We start from the raw sequence: 15,276 nt of genomic DNA, 5'->3' as shown, positions 1-15,276 counted from the left end.
GCGACTCACGTCTCGCAGATCGGGTTTTTCCACCTGCCGGGTCACTCCAGGTCAGCCGGCCAGGGTGGCGTACCGGCCGGCGCGGGCCAGCAGCGTCTCGTGGGTGCCTGCTTCGACGATCCGGCCGTGGTCGAGCACCGCGATCTGGTCGGCGTGGCGCACCGTGGAGAGCCGGTGCGCGATGGTGATCACCGTACGCCCCTCGGCGAGGGTGTCGAAGGCCCGCTGCACGGCCCGTTCGGTCTCGGTGTCCAGCGCGCTGGTCGCCTCGTCGAGCACCAGCACCCGGGGGTCGCGCAGCAGCGTACGGGCGATGGCCAGGCGCTGCTTCTCGCCGCCGGAGAAGCGGTGGCCCCGGGAGCCGACGACCGTGTCGTAGCCGTCGGGCAGGGCGGCGATCAGGTCGTGGATCTGCGCGGCGCGGGCGGCGTCCTCCAACTGGGCGTCGGTAGCGTCGGGTCGCGCGTACCGCAGGTTCTCCCGGATGGTGGTGTGCAGCAGGTAGGTCTCCTGGCTGACCACGCCCACGACGGCGGCCAGGTCGGTCAGCCGCAGGTCACGCAGGTCGACGCCGTCGATGGTGATCCGGCCGGCGTCCGGGTCGTGCAGCCGGCTGACCAGGGCGGCGAGGGTGCTCTTGCCGGAGCCGGTCTCGCCGACCAGGGCGAGGGTGCTGCCGGCCGGCACGTCGAGGCTGATGCCGGCGACGGCGGCGGTGTCGCTGCCCGGGTAGCTGAAGGTGACGTCCTCGACGCGCAGGTGCCCGCGCACCCGGGCCGGGTCGATGGTCACCGGCCGGGCCGGGTCGTCCACCTCCACCGGCAGGTCGAGGTACTCGAAGATCCGGGCGAACAGCGCCAGCGAGGCGGTCAGGGTGACGCCCACGTTGAGCAGCCCCATCAGCGGCCGGAACAGCCCACCCTGGAGGGCGGTGAAGGCGACCAGGGTGCCGATGCTGAGGGTGCCGGCGGTGCCGGGCAGGCCCGCACCCAGGTAGATCACCGCCGGGATGGCGGCGAAGATGATCGTCATGGTGGCCATCCGCCACCGGCCGGCCAACTCCGAGCGCAGCTCCAGGTCGACCAGCCGGGCCGAGCTGGCGGTGAACCGGTCGATCAGCGCGCCGCCCGCGCCGAGGGTCTTGCTGAGCTGTACGCCGCTGATCGACAGCCCCTCCTCGATGGTGACGTTGAGGTCGGCCAGCTCCCGCTGGCGCTGGGCGGTGATCTCGCGGCGCATCGCGGCGACCCGGCGGGTTAGCCAGATGGCCGGCGGCAGCACCACCAGCGAGACGAGGGTGAGCCGCCAGGACAGCGCCACCATGGCGACCAGGGTGGCCACCACGGTGGTCAGGTTGGACGCGATCGAGGTGGCGGTGGAGGTGACGACGGTCTGCATGCCGCCGATGTCGTTGGTGATCCGCGACTGCACCTCGCCGGTGCGGGTGCGGGTGAAGAACGCGATCGACTGCCGGTGCAGGTGGGCGAAGACGTCCGTGCGCAGCCGGTGCATCACCAGCTGCCCGACCCGGGTGGAGATCCAGGTCTGCGCCACGCCGAGCACGGCGGTCACCGCCGCGACGGCGATCATGCCGGCGACCAGCCAGACCAGCAGGGTCAGGTCGCGTTCCGGCAACGCCCGGTCGATCACCGCCCGCAGCAGGAACGGCGAGGCCATCGCGACGATCGACGACACCACGATGATCGCGGTGACCACGGCCAACTGGCCACGGTACGCGGTGAACAGCCGGCCGATGCGGCGCAGCGAGACGGCACGGGCCTGGGACTTCTCGGCGGCACTGACGGTCCGGGGGGCGCCGCCGCGGCCCTCCCGGTGGGTTGGGCTGGTTTCCAAGGGGGTCCTTCTTCCGTTCGGGGGATATTTGCTGAGGTTACCTCATCATGAGGGAGCAACAGCGAATCCTGCTACCGTATTCCGGTGACCGGTGCGCCATCCGACCCGCCAGCCGATCCGTCCGTACGCTGTGCCGGGCCGCCGACCGACCCGGCCGAGGAGAGCCTCGCCGAGCTGTTCTGGGCGGTGGCCCGACGGCTGCGCCACCAGTCCCGACGTACCCTCGAGCCCTGGGACGTCAACCCCGGACACGCCCGCGCCCTGACGGTGCTCACCCGGCACGGGGCGATGCGGCTCAGCGCCCTCGCCGAGCACCTGCACATCGCACCCCGGTCCACCACCGAGGTCGTCGACGGCCTGGAGGAACGCGGGCTCGTCGCGCGCCGTCCCGACCCGGCCGACCGGCGGGCGACCCTGGTCGAGCCGACCGACGAGGGTACGCGGGTCGGCGCGGCCATCCGGGCGGCCCGCACCACCGAGGCGGACCGCTTCTTCGGTCACCTCTCCCCCACCGACCACGCCGACCTGACCCGCATCCTGCGCACCCTGCGCGACTGACTGCGCCCCGCGTCACCCGCTCCGCCCGACCCCGACTCAGCCCTGCCCGGCTCGACCCGGCCCACCCAGCCCAGCCCAGCCCGAGTAGCGGCCGACCCCGCCCTGCCTGGCCCAGCCCTGCCCGACTCGCGCTTCGGCCGCTACTCGGCCGGCAGTTCGACCGGGTTCCCCGCATGTCGGATGCTGGGGGAGGCCCGCGATCCGGGAGCCCGCGGGCCAGGGAGTCGAGGCCGGTGCGTCGACCAGCGGCGGCGAGGGCTGGCCCGGCGACGCGCGAGCCGGTGCGCCGGTCACGCACCAGCCGCATCGCGGCGGGTGGCGAGAATTTCGCGTACCTCGTGGCGGACCGCGTCGGGCTCGTGGACCAGGCGGTGGCGGGCGAAGCGCACCACGATGATGCCGACGGTGGCGAGCAGAGCGTCCCGACGCAGGTCGATCTCGCGTTGGCGGGGGTCACCGTGGGTCGTCGCGCCGTCGAGTTCAAAGTCGACGCGCTCCCGCTCGGCGTACACGTCGAGGTACATGGTGCGGCGGCCGACGACGATCCGGGCCTGCCTACGGAACGCGGGCATCCCCGGGCCGGTGAAGACGTGGTCGTGTCCCCAGATCTCCAGGGGGCTGCGACATCCTGCGGCGAGCCGGTCGAGCAGCGTGCACAACTGCGCCCGGCCGCCCAGCCTCGGTGAGGCGGCGAGAGTCGACGCGATCCTCGCCGGGGTGGTGAGCCGGTCGTTGACGGCCCTGATCACCGGAGCGGGGCGGTCCGGCACGGGCAGCAGCGGCCAGGCGTCGACCAACGCCCGCTCCAACCGCACCACCGGACAACCATCCCGGCTCAGCACCTGGGGTGGTTCCAGGGCGAAACCCTCTCGGTGGTGGATCTTCAGGTGTGCCCGGGGGCGGAGCCCGGAGCCGGCGACCACGTTCAGGCACACCGGTTCCTCGGCCGGCTGGCCGCGTACACCCCACGCGGCCAGGGCGGTGAGGCTACCCAGCGCCGCGCGCCCCTGCGCCCAGGCGAGCGCCGCACGGATGCGATGGGCCGCGTCGAGCAGTGGAAAGGTCGAGCCCCCAGCCGGGTGGGCAGCGGCGGGAACGACGGCGGCGTCGACGTAGACGCCGGGTAGGACCCGTCGGATCTGGCCGACGCGATCAGCGTGGGCGAGCACCCAGGGTGGAACCACCTGCACCGCCGCTCGTCGGGTCAGCACGCCACCGCCCTGCTCGACGAGGGATCGCAGGACCGGGTTCATGTCCAGAGGCTGCCCGCCCGACCCGCACCGCCTCCACCGTCCACCCTCCCCCTGTGGACGCCGACCCCCCTTGTGGACAACCCCCAGGTCCACCGGAACCCTGCTATGGAGCCCCAAGATCGTATCGCGATTTGTTGCACTCTCCCCGGCGTGTCGTCTGCATTTCGGCAATTTGATCATGGGCTGGGCTGGGCTGGGCTGGGCTGGGCTGGGCTGGGCTGGGCTGGGCTGGGCTGGGCTGGGCTGGGCTGGGCTGGGCTGGGCTGGGCTGGGCTGGGCTGGGCTGGGCTGGGCTGGGCTGGGCTTAGGGGGGCGGGGGCGGGGTATGCGCGGTGGGTGCGGGTGGTGGTGGTCGGTGCGGGGTTCTCGGGGCTCGCCGCGGCGGCGGCGTTGTGCCGGGGTGGGGCGCGGGTGCGGGTGCTGGAGGCCCGGGAACGGGTCGGTGGGCGGGTGGCGACCCGGCGGTTGGCCGACGGCACCGCGCTGGACCTGGGCGCGCAGTGGATCGGCCCGACCCAGGACCGGATGGCCGCCCTGGTGGCCGAGCACGGGCTGGCCACGTTCCCGTCGGCCGCGCACGGGCGGCCGGCGGTGCGCTGGGACGGGCGGCTGCGGGAGGCACCGCCGGAGTCGGTCCGGCGGACGGTGGATCTGCTGGACGACCTCGCCGCCGGGGTGGACCCGGCGGCCCCGTGGCGGGCGGCGCGGGCCGACGAGTGGGACCGGCTCACCCTCGGCGGCTGGTTGGACACCACCACGCCCGATCCGGTGACCGCCCGGTACGTGGGGCGGCTGATCGCCGGCGGGTTGCTGGCGGTCGACCCGGACGAGGTGTCGCTGTTGCAGGTGCTGTTCTACCTGCGCAGCGGCGGCGGGAGCAGGTTGCTGCTGGGGATGGCCGGGAGCGCCCAGCAGGATCGACTGGTGGGTGGGCCGGCCCTGCTGGCGGAGCGGATGGCGGCGGCGCTGCCCCCGGGGACGGTACGGTCCGGGGCTCCGGTGCGGGCGGTCCACCAGGACGGTCACGGGGTGGTGGCGTACACCGACGAGGGGGTGCACCGGGCGGAGGCCGTGGTGGTGGCGGTGGCCCCGGCGCTGGCGGGCCGGATCGCGTACGCACCGGCGCTGCCGGCCCTGCGTGACGCGCTGACCCAGCGGATGCCGATGGGGTCGGCGTTGAAACTGCACGCGGTCTACCCGACGCCGTTCTGGCGGGCCGACGGGTGGTCCGGGGTGACCACGTCGGCCGATGGGCCGCTGACCGAGACGGTGGACAACTCGACGCCGGGTTCGACCCGCGGGGTGCTGACCGCGTTCAGCTACGGCCGGCAGGCCCGGGATCTGCGCCGGCTGTCGCCGCAGCGGCGGCGGGCCGAGGTGCTGGCCGCGCTGGTGGGGCTGTTCGGTCCGGCCGCCACCGGGGTCGACGACCTCGTCGGGCACGACTGGTCGGCCGACGAGTGGACCCGGGGCTGCTTCTGCGGGGCGCTGACCCCCGGTTCGTGGCGGGACCACGGTCCCGAGCTGCGCCGGCCGGTGGGGCGGGTGCACTGGGCGGGCACCGAGACGGCGACCCGGTGGGCCGGTTACCTGGAGGGCGCGGTGCTGGCCGGCGAGCGGGCGGCGGCCGAGGTCCTCGCCCGCCCCGCCGCCTGACGACACCGAACCCAGCACCAGCACCAGCACCAGCACCAGCACCTATAGATAATCTTGATTCTATCTATTGAAAGCTATCTCCGGCCGTGACCTAATACCTGACAGTTCCTTTCGTCGCTCCCGCCGCAACCACGCGGCATCCCCCAGGGAGGAAAGATGAACCGTCTCCGTGCACTCACGGGCACCCTGCTGGCGACCGCCACCATGGTCGCCGCCACCCTCGGCGTCGTCACCCCGGCCGCCGCCGCCCCGGCCGGCCTGCCCGGGATGGACGTCTCCAGCTACCAGGGCAACGTCAACTGGTCCGCGGCCTGGAACAACGGCGCCCGGTTCGCCTACGTCAAGGCCACCGAGGGCACCTACTACACCAACCCGTACTTCGCCCAGCAGTACAACGGGTCGTACTCCGTCGGGATGATCCGGGGTTCCTACCACTTCGCCCGGCCGGACACCACGACCGGCGCGACCCAGGCCAACTACTTCGTCGACCACGGCGGCGGCTGGTCGAAGGACGGCCGGACGCTGCCCGGCGCGCTCGACATCGAGTACAACCCGTACGGCGCGACCTGCTACGGGCTGAGCCAGAGCGCGATGCGCAGCTGGATCGCCTCCTTCGTCAACCAGTACTACGCCCGCACCGGACGCTGGGCGACGATCTACACCACCACCGACTGGTGGACGACCTGCACCGGCAACTACAGCGGCTTCGCCGCCACCAACCCGTTGTGGCTCGCCCGCTACGCCGGCACGGTGGGCACGCTACCGGCCGGCTGGGCCACGTACTCCTTCTGGCAGTGGGCGTCGTCGGGCACCTTCCCGGGCGACCAGAACGTCTGGAACGGCAGCCTCGACCGGCTCCGGGTGCTGGCCTGCAACGGCCCCTGCTGACCCGACCGCCCCGACACCCGCGAGGAGCCCGCCATGAACGTACCCGTGTCCCGGCGCAGCGTGCTGCGCGGCGCGGTCCTGCTCGGCACCGCCGGGGCGCTCGCGCCGGCCCTGTCCGGCGGCCCCGCCGCCGTCGCCGCCCCACCCGCCACCGGCGGCACCCCGGCCGCGCTCGGCCGCGTCGACCAGCCGGTGATCGCCAACTGCGCCACCTGGGGAGCCCGGCCGCCGTCGTCGCCGGTGAGCGTGGTCGCGAGCCGACCCAACAAGATCATCGTGCACCACACCGCGTTCCCGAACTCGACCGACTACAGCCTGGCCCACGCGTACGCCAACTCGCGGGAGATCCAGGACCTGCACATGGACGGCAACGGCTGGCTGGACTCCGGGCAGCACTTCACCAACAGCCGGGGCGGACAGCTCACCGAGGGCCGGCACGGCAGCCTGTACGCGCTGCTGCACGGCCAGACGATGGTGCAGGGCGCGCACTGCGTGGGGCAGAACAGCCAGGCCATCGGCATCGAGAACGACGGGATCTACGTCGACGTGCAGCCGCCGCAGGCGCTCTGGGACAGCCTGGTGGTGTTCTGCGCGTTCACCTGCCAGCAGTACGGCATCCCGGCCAGCCAGATCTACGGCCACAGGGACTTCGCCAGCACCCAGTGCCCGGGGCTGCTGCACGACCGGCTGCCCGAGCTGCGGTCGGCCGTCGCCGCTCGACTGGGTTGATTGCTTATATAAGCGATGCCTGATACAAAGGGGACCGTGCACGCCTTCGACGTCCTCGGCGACCCGGTGCGCCGGCGCATCCTCGAACTGCTCGCGCAGGGCGAGCGGAGCGCCGGTGGGGTCTGCGCGGTGATCCAGGAGGAGTTCGGGATCACCCAGCCCGCCGTCTCGCAGCACCTCAAGGTGCTGCGGGACAACGGGTTCGCCACGGTCCGCCCGCAGGGCGCCCGGCGGCTCTACGCGGTCGATCCCGCCCCGCTGCGGGAGGTCGACAGGTGGTTGGAGGGGTTCCGCCGGTTCTGGACGCCGGCCCTGGACGCCCTGGCCACCGAGATCGCCCGGGGTCGGCGCGAACGGCGGGCGCACACCACGACGGACGATCCGACCGAGCACCGGAGCACCTCATGATCGAGACCAGCCAGCAGATCAGCGCCGTACGACGCACCGTGGGCAGCCGCGCCCTCGAAGCGGGTGAGGCACGTGTGCTGACCATCAGCCAGACGTACCCGACGACGCTTGACGACCTCTGGGACGCCTGCACCAACGCCGAGCGCATCCCGCGCTGGTTCCTACCGATCTCAGGCGACCTGCGGCTGCACGGCCGCTACCAGTTCGAGGGCAACGCCGGTGGCGTGGTGCAACGCTGCGACCCGCCGAAGAGCTTCGCCGCCACCTGGGAGATGGGCGACGAGATCAGCTGGATCGAGGTGCAGCTCACCCCGGAGGGCGACGAGCGGACCCGGTTCACCCTGGAACACGTCGCCCACGTCGACGACGTCCGGTGGACCGAGTACGGCCCCGGCGCGGTCGGCGTCGGCTGGGACTCGGGCCTGCTCGGCCTGGCCAGCCACCTCGACGCCGACGGTGGGGGCGTCACCCCCGACCAGGCCGCCGCGTGGATCGGCTCCGAGGACGGGCGACGCTTCATGACGCTCAGCGGCGAGGCGTGGGCCGAGGCCGACATCGCCGGCGGCACCGACCCGCAGGCCGCCCGGGCCGCCGCCGCCCGCACCATCGCCGCGTACACCGGCGCGCCACCGGCCTGACGGTACGGGTCGCGCCGGGTCGGCCAAACCCGGGTGCGTGCTGTCGGTGCCGGCGGTCAGACTGTGCGGCATGTCGATGCGCCGCGCCGAAGACGTCCTCGCCCTGCACCGCGCCGGGCAGCGGGTGCGCTACCTCTGCTTCTGGGGGCACCGGCCGCAGCGGGACGGCACCGTCGGCCGCGGCTGCCTGAGCCAGTGGTGGCCGGCGTCGTTCACCGTCGACGGGCGGCGCTTCCCCACCGCCGAGCACTGGATGATGTGGCGCAAGGCGCTGCTGTTCGACGACGTCGAGGCCGGCGAGCGGGTGCTCGCCGCCGGCCACCCGCAGCAGGCCAAGGCGGTCGGCCGCCAGGTCCGCGGGTTAGACCAGGCGGTGTGGGAGGCCGAGCGGTACGCCGTCGTGCTGGCCGGCAGCCTGGCCAAGTTCGGCCAGCACGCCGACCTGCGGGCGTACCTGCTGGGCACCGGGGACCGGGTGCTGGTGGAGGCCAGCCCGGTCGACCGGGTGTGGGGGGTCGGGCTGGCCCCCGACGACCCGCGTGCCGAGGACCCGGCCCGCTGGCGTGGGCTCAACCTGCTCGGTTTCGCCCTGATGGAGGCCCGCGGGATCCTGCGCGACGACCGGCCGACCGACCCGGCCTCAGGGCAGGCGGCGGACCTGCCCTGAGCCGGGCGGCCCCGGGGCGGTAACGTGCGGCGGCATGACCGTCCTGCCGTACGCGCACTGTCACTACTGCGGGGCGGCCTACCCGCCGGACGCCGGCTGGCCCCGGCTCTGCGTGGCCTGCGGCCAGACGGTGTGGCGCAACCCCACCCCGGTCGCGGTGGCGCTGCTGCCGGTCCGGACCGACGCCGGGCTCGGCCTGGTGGTGGTACGCCGGGACATCGAGCCGGCCCGGGGCCAGCTCGCCCTGCCCGGTGGCTTCGTCGAGTACGGCGAGGAGTGGTCCGAGGCGCTGGTGCGGGAGCTGTGTGAGGAGACGGGGCTGGTCGACGAGGCACAGCGGGCCCGGCTGTTCGCGGTGCACGGCGCCCCGCACGGCGGCACCATGATGATCTTCGGGGCGCTGCCGGAGCGACCGGCCGCGCAGCTCCCCCCGTCGACGCCGACCGAGGAGGCCACCGAGTGGCTGGTCCTCACCGAGCCGGTCGAGCTGGCCTTCTCCACCCACACCCGGGTGCTGGCCGACTTCCTCGCCGGCCGGCACTGACCCCGGCGCCCGGCCGGCGCGGACCCGCCGGGCCCGCCGGAAGCGCCGGGCCCGCCGGTGCCCGGTCAGACCCGGGCGGGTTGCGGGGCGAACGGGACGCTCGGCGTCGGGTCGGGGGCCGGCTCACCGGCGGGGTGCCGCCACAGCCCCCGGGCCCGCAGGATCGGCAGCACCCCCTCACCGAACCAGTACGCCTCCTCCAGGTGCGGGTGACCGGAGAGGATGAACTCGTCGATGCCGAGCGCGTGGTACTCGGCGATCCGGTCGGCGACCTCGGTGTGGCTGCCCACCAGGGCGGTGCCGGCTCCGCCCCGGACCAGCCCCACTCCGGCCCAGAGGTTCGGGGCGACCTCCAGCCCGTCGCGGCTGCCGCCGTGCAGGGCGAGCATCCGGCGCTGCCCCTCGGACTCGCTGCGCCGCAGCCCCTCCTGGGCGGCCCGGATGTCAGCCTCGTCGATACCGTCGAGCAGCCGGCCGGCCTGCGCCCACGCCGCCTCGGCGGTGTCCCGGGCGATGACGTGCAGCCGGATGCCGAAGCGCGGCGACCGGCCGGCGTCGGCGGCGAGGGCGCGGACCCGGTCGAGCTTTCCGGCCACCTGGGCGGGCGGCTCGCCCCAGGTCAGGTAGACGTCACTGTGCCGGGCGGCGACCGGGCCGGCGGCGGTGGACGAGCCACCGAAGTAGACCGGCGGCACCGGGTCGGGCAGCCGGGCCAGCCGGGCGCCCTCGACCCGCAGGTGCTCCCCGACGTGGTCGACGGTCTCCCCCCGCCACAGCGACCGCACGACGTGCAGGAACTCGTCGGTGCGGGCGTACCGGGCGTCCTTGTCGAGGAAGTCGCCGTAGGCGCGCTGCTCGGCGGACTCCCCGCCGGTGACCACGTTGAGCAGCAGCCGGCCGCCGGAAAGCCGCTGGAAGGTGGCGGCCATCTGGGCGGCGAGGGTGGGTGAGAGCAGCCCGGGGCGGAACGCGACCAGGAATTTCAGCCGTTCGGTGACCTCGGCCAGCATGGCGGTGGCCAGCCAGGCGTCCTCGCACCACGCCCCGGTCGGGGTGAGCGCGCCGACGAAGCCGAGCTGCTCGGCGCTGCGGGCGATCTGCCCGAGGTAGGCGACGGTGGCGGGGCGGGCCCCACCGGCGGTGCCGACCGCGATGCCGTGGCCGCCGCCGACGATGTCGCGGCTGTCGCCGTAGGTGGGCAGGAACCAGTGGAAGGTCAGCGACATCGGGGGTCCTCCTGAGGGATGGGACGACGACCACGACAGACTACCCATAAATCCTATCGGCTTGGTAGGTTACTGCGCGCCGCCGACCTCCGGCGTCGCGAGCACACCGTCCATTCCCGAGGAGCCGACATGCCCACCCCGCCGAGGAGCCTGCGCCGGCTGGCCACCGCCCTGTTCACCGCCCTGTCCCTGGTCGCCGTCGGCGGGGTCACCGGCTGCGCCGACGACGCCGCCGACGCGCGGTCCGGCAAGGGCCCGCTGCGTATCGGCTACCAACGCTTCGGCGGGCTGAGCCTGGTCAAGGCCCGCAACGCCGCACCCGACGCGCAGTGGTCGCTGTTCGAGAGCGGCCCGGCCCTGACCGAGGCGCTCAAGGCCGGCGCGATCGACATCGGGCAGGTCGGCGAGGCGCCCCCGGTCTTCGCCGCCGCCGCGAAGATCCCCTTCTCGGTGATCGGCACCTCTGCCCCGATCCCGCAGGGCGAGGCGGTGCTGGTCAAGCAGAGCAGCGGCCTGAAGACCTTCGCCGACCTGCGCGGCCGGACGGTCGCGCTGAACAAGGGCAGCAACGTGCACTGGCTGCTGGTCCGGCTGCTGGCGGCGAACAACATGACGCTGAAGGACATCAACGTCAAGTACCTCAAGCCGGCCGAGGGACGGCCCGCGTTCGACAACGGTCAGGTCGACGCCTGGATCATCTGGGACCCCTACTTCGCCCTCGCCGAGCAGCCCGGGGTGCGGGTGCTCGCCGACGCCACCGGCCTGGCCAGCAACCGGGAGTACGTGCTGGCCTCCCCCGAGGTGGTCCGGGACCGCACCGACGACGTCCGCGCCTTCCTCACCGCGTACCGGAAGGTCACCGACTGGGGCATCGCCAACCCGGCCGAACGCGCCACGGTGCTCGCCCCCGAGCTGAAGATCCCGTTGGACGTCACCACCCGGGCGCTGGCCCGCAGCGCCCGCCCACTGGCCCCGGTCACCCCCGCCGTCGGCGTCGAACTCCAGGCCATCGCGGACGGCTTCACCACCCTCGACCTCGTCCCCGGCCCGGTCGACATCGCCGGTCGGGTGGACGACCGGTTCAGCGCGGTGTTCCGGTGAGCACCACCGTGGTGGTCACCGCGCCACCGGCCGCCGTCCCGGCCCCACCCGACGCCGGCCCGCGACGTCGGGCCGGGCGGCGCTGGTGGCGACTGGTCAGTCCGGTCCTGCTCGTCACCGGGTGGGAGGCCGCCGCCCGCGCCGGGCTGATCGCCCCGGACAAGCTGCCCGCACCGAGCCGGGTGCTCACCACCGGCGTACGGCTGGCCGGCGACGGGACCCTCGGCGTCCACCTGCTCGACTCGCTCACCCGGGCCGGCATCGGGCTGCTGCTCGGCGGGGTGCTGGCGCTGGTGCTCGGTGCCGCCGCCGGCCTGCTCCGGCTCGGTGACGACCTGGTCGACCCGCCGGTGCAGATGGCCCGGATGCTGCCCCACCTGGGGCTCGTCCCACTGCTGATCATCTGGGTGGGGATCGGCGAGTCGTTGAAGATCACCCTGGTCGCGCTCGGGGTGTTCTTCCCGATCTACTTCAACACCTACGCCGGCATCCGGGACATCGACGAGCGGCTCGTCGAAGCGGCCCGCACCTGCGGCCTGGGACCGGCCGCGCGGCTGCGGCACGTGGTGCTGCCCGGAGCGTTGCCGTCGCTGTTCCTCGGGCTGCGGCTGGCGATCGGGGCGGCCTGGCTCAGCCTCGTCGTCGGCGAGCAGGTCAACGCCCAGACCGGCGTCGGTTTCCTGATGATGGAGGCCCGGGAGTTCAGCCAGACCGACGTGGTGGTGCTCGGTCTGGTCATCTACGCGCTGCTCGGGCTGCTGTCCGACCTCGCCCTGCGGATCCTGGAGAGGAGGACCCTGACATGGCGACGCGGACTACGGGCGACCTGACCGGCGGAGTGGGCGGGGCCGCGCGCCGGGCGACCGACGCGGTGACCGCTGCGGACGACGCCGTGACCGGCGCGGCGGCGGTGCTCACCGCCCGCGCGGTGCGGCGGGCCTTCGACGGCCGGTCGGTGCTCGCCGGGGTCGACCTGGCCATCGCCGCCGGTGAGGTGGTGGCGCTGCTCGGCGGCAGCGGCTCCGGCAAGAGCACCCTGCTGCGGATCCTCGCCGGCCTGGACGCCGACGCCACCGGCGGGACCCGGTTGCGGGGCACCGCCGCCGTGGTCTTCCAGGAACACCGACTGCTGCCCTGGAAGCGGGTCGGCGACAACGTGGCGCTGGGGCTGACCGGCCCCGACGTGCGGGCCCGGGTGGACCGGGCGCTGACCGAGGTGGGGCTGGCCGACCGCCGCCGGGCCTGGCCGGCGGAACTCTCCGGCGGTCAGGCGCAACGGGTCGCGGTGGCCCGCGCGCTCGTCCGCGAGCCGGACCTGCTGCTGCTCGACGAGCCGTTCGGGGCGCTCGACGCGCTGACCCGGCTGCGGATGCAGTCCCTGCTGCGGCGGCTGCGCGCCGAGCACGGCTTCGCCGCCCTGCTGGTCACCCACGACGTCGAGGAGGCGGTGCTGCTCGCCGACCGCATCCTGCTGCTCGACGGGGGCGTCATCGCCGAGGAGATCACCGTCGATCTCGGCCCCGCCGGGCACACCGCCGACCGCCCTGCCCGCTCCCCCGACCAGCCCGCCTTCGGCGCGTTGCGTCGCCGGCTGCTCGACCGCCTCGGCGTACCCGCCGTCTGATCACGGAGATGACGATGACCCGCTGGACACCCGACCCGAGTTTCTACCCCTCCCCCCGCGAGGCGGCCACCGCGCCCGTCGAGAAGCTGGCCTACGTCGCGGCGTTCGACCGTACGGCGCAGCGGCCGGACGCGATCGTCGTGCTCGACACCGATCCGGAATCCGCCGACTACGGCCGGGTGGTCGGCTGGACGGACCTGCCGTACACCGGCGACGAGCTGCACCACTTCGGCTGGAACGCGTGCAGCAGCGCGCTCTGCCCGACCGCCCCGCACCCGCACGTCGAGCGGCGCTACCTGATCGTGCCGGGGCTGCGGTCGTCGCGCATCCACGTGTTCGACACCCGACCGGACCCCCGCGCCCCGCAGCTGGTGAAGGTGATCGGCGCGCAGGAGCTGGCCGAGAGGTCCGGCTACTCCCGCCCGCACACCGTGCACTGTGGCCCGGACGGCATCTACCTGTCGGCGCTCGGCGGCGTCGACGGTGCCGAGGGTCCGGGCGGAATCGCCGTGCTCGACCACACCACCTTCGCCGTCCGTGGGGCGTGGGAGGCCGACCGGGGCCCGCAGTTCCTGGCGTACGACGTGTGGTGGCACCTGACCCAGGACGTGCTGGTCACCAGCGAGTGGGGCACCCCGTCGATGATCGAGGACGGCATCGTCGGCGAGCTGCTGCTGGGGCGGAGATACGGGCACGCGATCCACTTCTGGGACCTCGCCAAGCGCCGGCACGTGCAGCGGGTCGACCTCGGCGACCAGTACCAGATGGCGCTGGAGCTGCGCCCCGCGCACGACCCGACCCGGTCGTACGGCTTCGTCGGGGTGGTGATCAGCGTCGAGGACCTGTCGGCGTCGGTCTGGTTGTGGCACCGCGACGGCGACCGCGCGGACGCGCCGTGGGCGGTGACCCGGGTGATCGACATCCCCGCCGAGCCCGCCGACCCGGCCGGTCTACCCGACCTGCTCAAGCCGTTCGGCGCGGTCCCCCCGCTGGTCACCGACATCGACCTGTCGGTGGACGACAGGTTTCTCTACGTCTCCTGCTGGGGCACCGGGGAACTGCGTCAGTACGACGTCAGCGACCCGTTCCACCCGGTACTGGTCGGCTCGGTGCGGCTCGGCGGCATCGTGGCCCGCACGGCCCACCCGGCCGCGCCGGATGAGCCGCTCGCCGGTGGCCCGCAGATGGTGGAGGTCAGCCGGGACGGCCGGCGGGTCTACGTCAGCAACTCGCTCTACGGCTCCTGGGACGACCAGTTCTATCCCGACGGGGTGGGCGCCTGGCTGGCCAAGCTGGACGTCGACCCGGAACGCGGCGGGCTCACAGCCGACGAGCGGTTCTTCCCGCACGGCGAGCAGTTCCGGGGGCTGCGGGTGCACCAGACCCGGTTGCAGGGCGGCGACGCCAGTTCCGACTCGTACTGCTTCCCGTGACCGGGCGGACCCTGCTGGCGGTGGCGGCGCTCGGCGCGTTCCACGGGCTGAACCCGGCGATGGGCTGGCTCTTCGCCGTGGCCCGGGGGTTGCAGGAGCGTCGCCGGGCGGCGCTGCTGGCCGCGCTGCCCCCGGTCGCGGCGGGTCACCTGGCCTCGGTGGCGGTGGTCGCCGCGCTGGTCTGCGCCACCCGCTCGGTCACCGCCAGCACCGCGCTGACGGTGACCGGCGGGACGGTGCTGGTCGGGTTCGGGCTGTGGCGGCTGTTGTCGCAGCGGCACTTCCGCTGGGCCGGGATGCGGCTGTCGGCGGCGCAGGTGGCCGGGTGGTCGTTCCTGATGTCGTCGGCGCACGGTGCCGGGCTGATGCTGCTGCCGGTGCTGCTGGCCGACCCGTCGGCCGGCGGGCACGCCGGGCACCTGGCGGCGGCACCGGCCGGCACGCTGACCGGGCTGGCCGCCGCCGGGGCGCACACCGTGGCGATGCTGGCCGTCGCGTCGACCGTCGCGCTGCTGGTGTACGAGGTGCTGGGGGTCGGGGTGCTGCGCCGGGCCTGGTTCAACGTGGACCGGCTCTGGGCCGGGGTGCTGGTCGCGGCGGGGGTGGTGACGCTGGCTGCGGCGATCTGACCGAATGGCCCCGGCCCGGGTCGGCCAGTGGCTCTCCCCGGCCGCAACTCCTACTGATTCAATAGGAG

General features: G+C 73.8%; 16 protein-coding genes. 13 read left to right on the top strand and 3 right to left on the bottom strand.

All coding sequences use genetic code 11. The features are described 5' to 3' along the window. Positions 1 to 51: 51 nt before the first annotated feature. Positions 52 to 1,854 carry an ABC transporter ATP-binding protein gene (locus ACN260_RS12125; protein ID WP_422756060.1) on the bottom strand — a complete coding sequence of 601 codons (1,803 nt, stop codon included), beginning with the start codon at positions 1,852 to 1,854 and terminating at the stop codon, positions 52 to 54. A gap of 174 nt (positions 1,855 to 2,028) precedes the next feature. On the opposite strand from ACN260_RS12125, the gene ACN260_RS12120 reads away from it, so the two are divergent. Further along, a complete protein-coding gene (locus ACN260_RS12120) occupies positions 2,029 to 2,412 on the top strand; it encodes a MarR family winged helix-turn-helix transcriptional regulator (protein ID WP_422756691.1) in 384 nt (127 codons plus the stop codon). Positions 2,413 to 2,702: 290 nt separating this feature from the next. On the opposite strand, the gene ACN260_RS12115 is transcribed toward ACN260_RS12120, so the two are convergent. Further along, complete coding sequence (locus tag ACN260_RS12115; RefSeq protein ID WP_422756059.1) at positions 2,703 to 3,665, bottom strand: endonuclease domain-containing protein; 963 nt, start codon at positions 3,663 to 3,665, stop codon at positions 2,703 to 2,705. Between the two features lie 336 nt (positions 3,666 to 4,001). Here ACN260_RS12115 and ACN260_RS12110 point away from each other — a divergent pair, with 336 nt between their 5' ends. The 7 genes from ACN260_RS12110 to ACN260_RS12080 all read left to right on the top strand — a co-directional run bounded on the left by ACN260_RS12110 (position 4,002) and on the right by ACN260_RS12080 (position 9,195). Then, a complete protein-coding gene (locus ACN260_RS12110; protein WP_422756058.1) occupies positions 4,002 to 5,321 on the top strand; it encodes a flavin monoamine oxidase family protein in 1,320 nt (439 codons plus the stop codon). Positions 5,322 to 5,477: 156 nt separating this feature from the next. After that, positions 5,478 to 6,209, top strand: a complete 732-nt coding sequence (locus ACN260_RS12105) for a lysozyme (RefSeq protein ID WP_422756057.1) — start codon at positions 5,478 to 5,480, stop codon at positions 6,207 to 6,209. A gap of 33 nt (positions 6,210 to 6,242) precedes the next feature. Then, on the top strand, positions 6,243 to 6,938 hold the full coding sequence (locus ACN260_RS12100; protein WP_422756056.1) for a peptidoglycan recognition protein family protein: 696 nt from the start codon (positions 6,243 to 6,245) through the stop codon (positions 6,936 to 6,938). Positions 6,939 to 6,974: 36 nt separating this feature from the next. Beyond that, positions 6,975 to 7,346, top strand: a complete 372-nt coding sequence (locus ACN260_RS12095) for an ArsR/SmtB family transcription factor (RefSeq protein ID WP_204922997.1) — start codon at positions 6,975 to 6,977, stop codon at positions 7,344 to 7,346. Continuing rightward, positions 7,343 to 7,984, top strand: a complete 642-nt coding sequence (locus ACN260_RS12090) for an SRPBCC family protein (protein WP_422756055.1) — start codon at positions 7,343 to 7,345, stop codon at positions 7,982 to 7,984. Before ACN260_RS12095 ends, ACN260_RS12090 begins: the two co-directional genes overlap by 4 nt. Positions 7,985 to 8,054: 70 nt before the next feature. Then, positions 8,055 to 8,651 (top strand): NADAR family protein, encoded by a 597-nt coding sequence (locus tag ACN260_RS12085; RefSeq protein ID WP_422756054.1) that lies wholly within the window; start codon positions 8,055 to 8,057, stop codon positions 8,649 to 8,651. Positions 8,652 to 8,685: 34 nt separating this feature from the next. Next, positions 8,686 to 9,195 carry an NUDIX domain-containing protein gene (locus ACN260_RS12080; RefSeq protein ID WP_422756053.1) on the top strand — a complete coding sequence of 170 codons (510 nt, stop codon included), beginning with the start codon at positions 8,686 to 8,688 and terminating at the stop codon, positions 9,193 to 9,195. Positions 9,196 to 9,260: 65 nt separating this feature from the next. Here ACN260_RS12080 and ACN260_RS12075 read toward each other — a convergent pair whose 3' ends face one another. After that, a complete protein-coding gene (locus ACN260_RS12075; protein ID WP_422756052.1) occupies positions 9,261 to 10,421 on the bottom strand; it encodes an LLM class flavin-dependent oxidoreductase in 1,161 nt (386 codons plus the stop codon). 129 nt (positions 10,422 to 10,550) lie between these two features. Here ACN260_RS12075 and ACN260_RS12070 point away from each other — a divergent pair, with 129 nt between their 5' ends. The 5 genes from ACN260_RS12070 to ACN260_RS12050 are packed head-to-tail and all read left to right on the top strand — an operon-like array spanning position 10,551 to position 15,208. After that, a complete protein-coding gene (locus ACN260_RS12070) occupies positions 10,551 to 11,522 on the top strand; it encodes an aliphatic sulfonate ABC transporter substrate-binding protein (protein ID WP_422756051.1) in 972 nt (323 codons plus the stop codon). After that, positions 11,519 to 12,352: an ABC transporter permease gene (locus ACN260_RS12065; protein WP_422756050.1), complete on the top strand. Its 834-nt coding sequence runs from the start codon at positions 11,519 to 11,521 to the stop codon at positions 12,350 to 12,352. Before ACN260_RS12070 ends, ACN260_RS12065 begins: the two co-directional genes overlap by 4 nt. Further along, a complete protein-coding gene (locus tag ACN260_RS12060; protein ID WP_422756049.1) occupies positions 12,325 to 13,146 on the top strand; it encodes an ABC transporter ATP-binding protein in 822 nt (273 codons plus the stop codon). Before ACN260_RS12065 ends, ACN260_RS12060 begins: the two co-directional genes overlap by 28 nt. 14 nt (positions 13,147 to 13,160) lie before the next feature. Beyond that, complete coding sequence (locus ACN260_RS12055) at positions 13,161 to 14,579, top strand: selenium-binding family protein (RefSeq protein WP_422756048.1); 1,419 nt, start codon at positions 13,161 to 13,163, stop codon at positions 14,577 to 14,579. Further along, entirely contained in the window at positions 14,576 to 15,208 is a 633-nt protein-coding gene (locus ACN260_RS12050; protein WP_422756047.1) for a hypothetical protein, read from the top strand. The genes ACN260_RS12055 and ACN260_RS12050 overlap by 4 nt, the downstream gene beginning before the upstream one ends. Positions 15,209 to 15,276 lie beyond the last annotated feature (68 nt).

The sequence above is a fragment of the Micromonospora sp. WMMD708 genome (assembly GCF_049315245.1).
GTDB lineage: Bacteria > Actinomycetota > Actinomycetes > Mycobacteriales > Micromonosporaceae > Micromonospora > Micromonospora wenchangensis.
The sequence above is the reverse complement of the archived record's forward strand: the minus strand, read 5'-3'. Positions and strand labels throughout refer to the sequence as shown.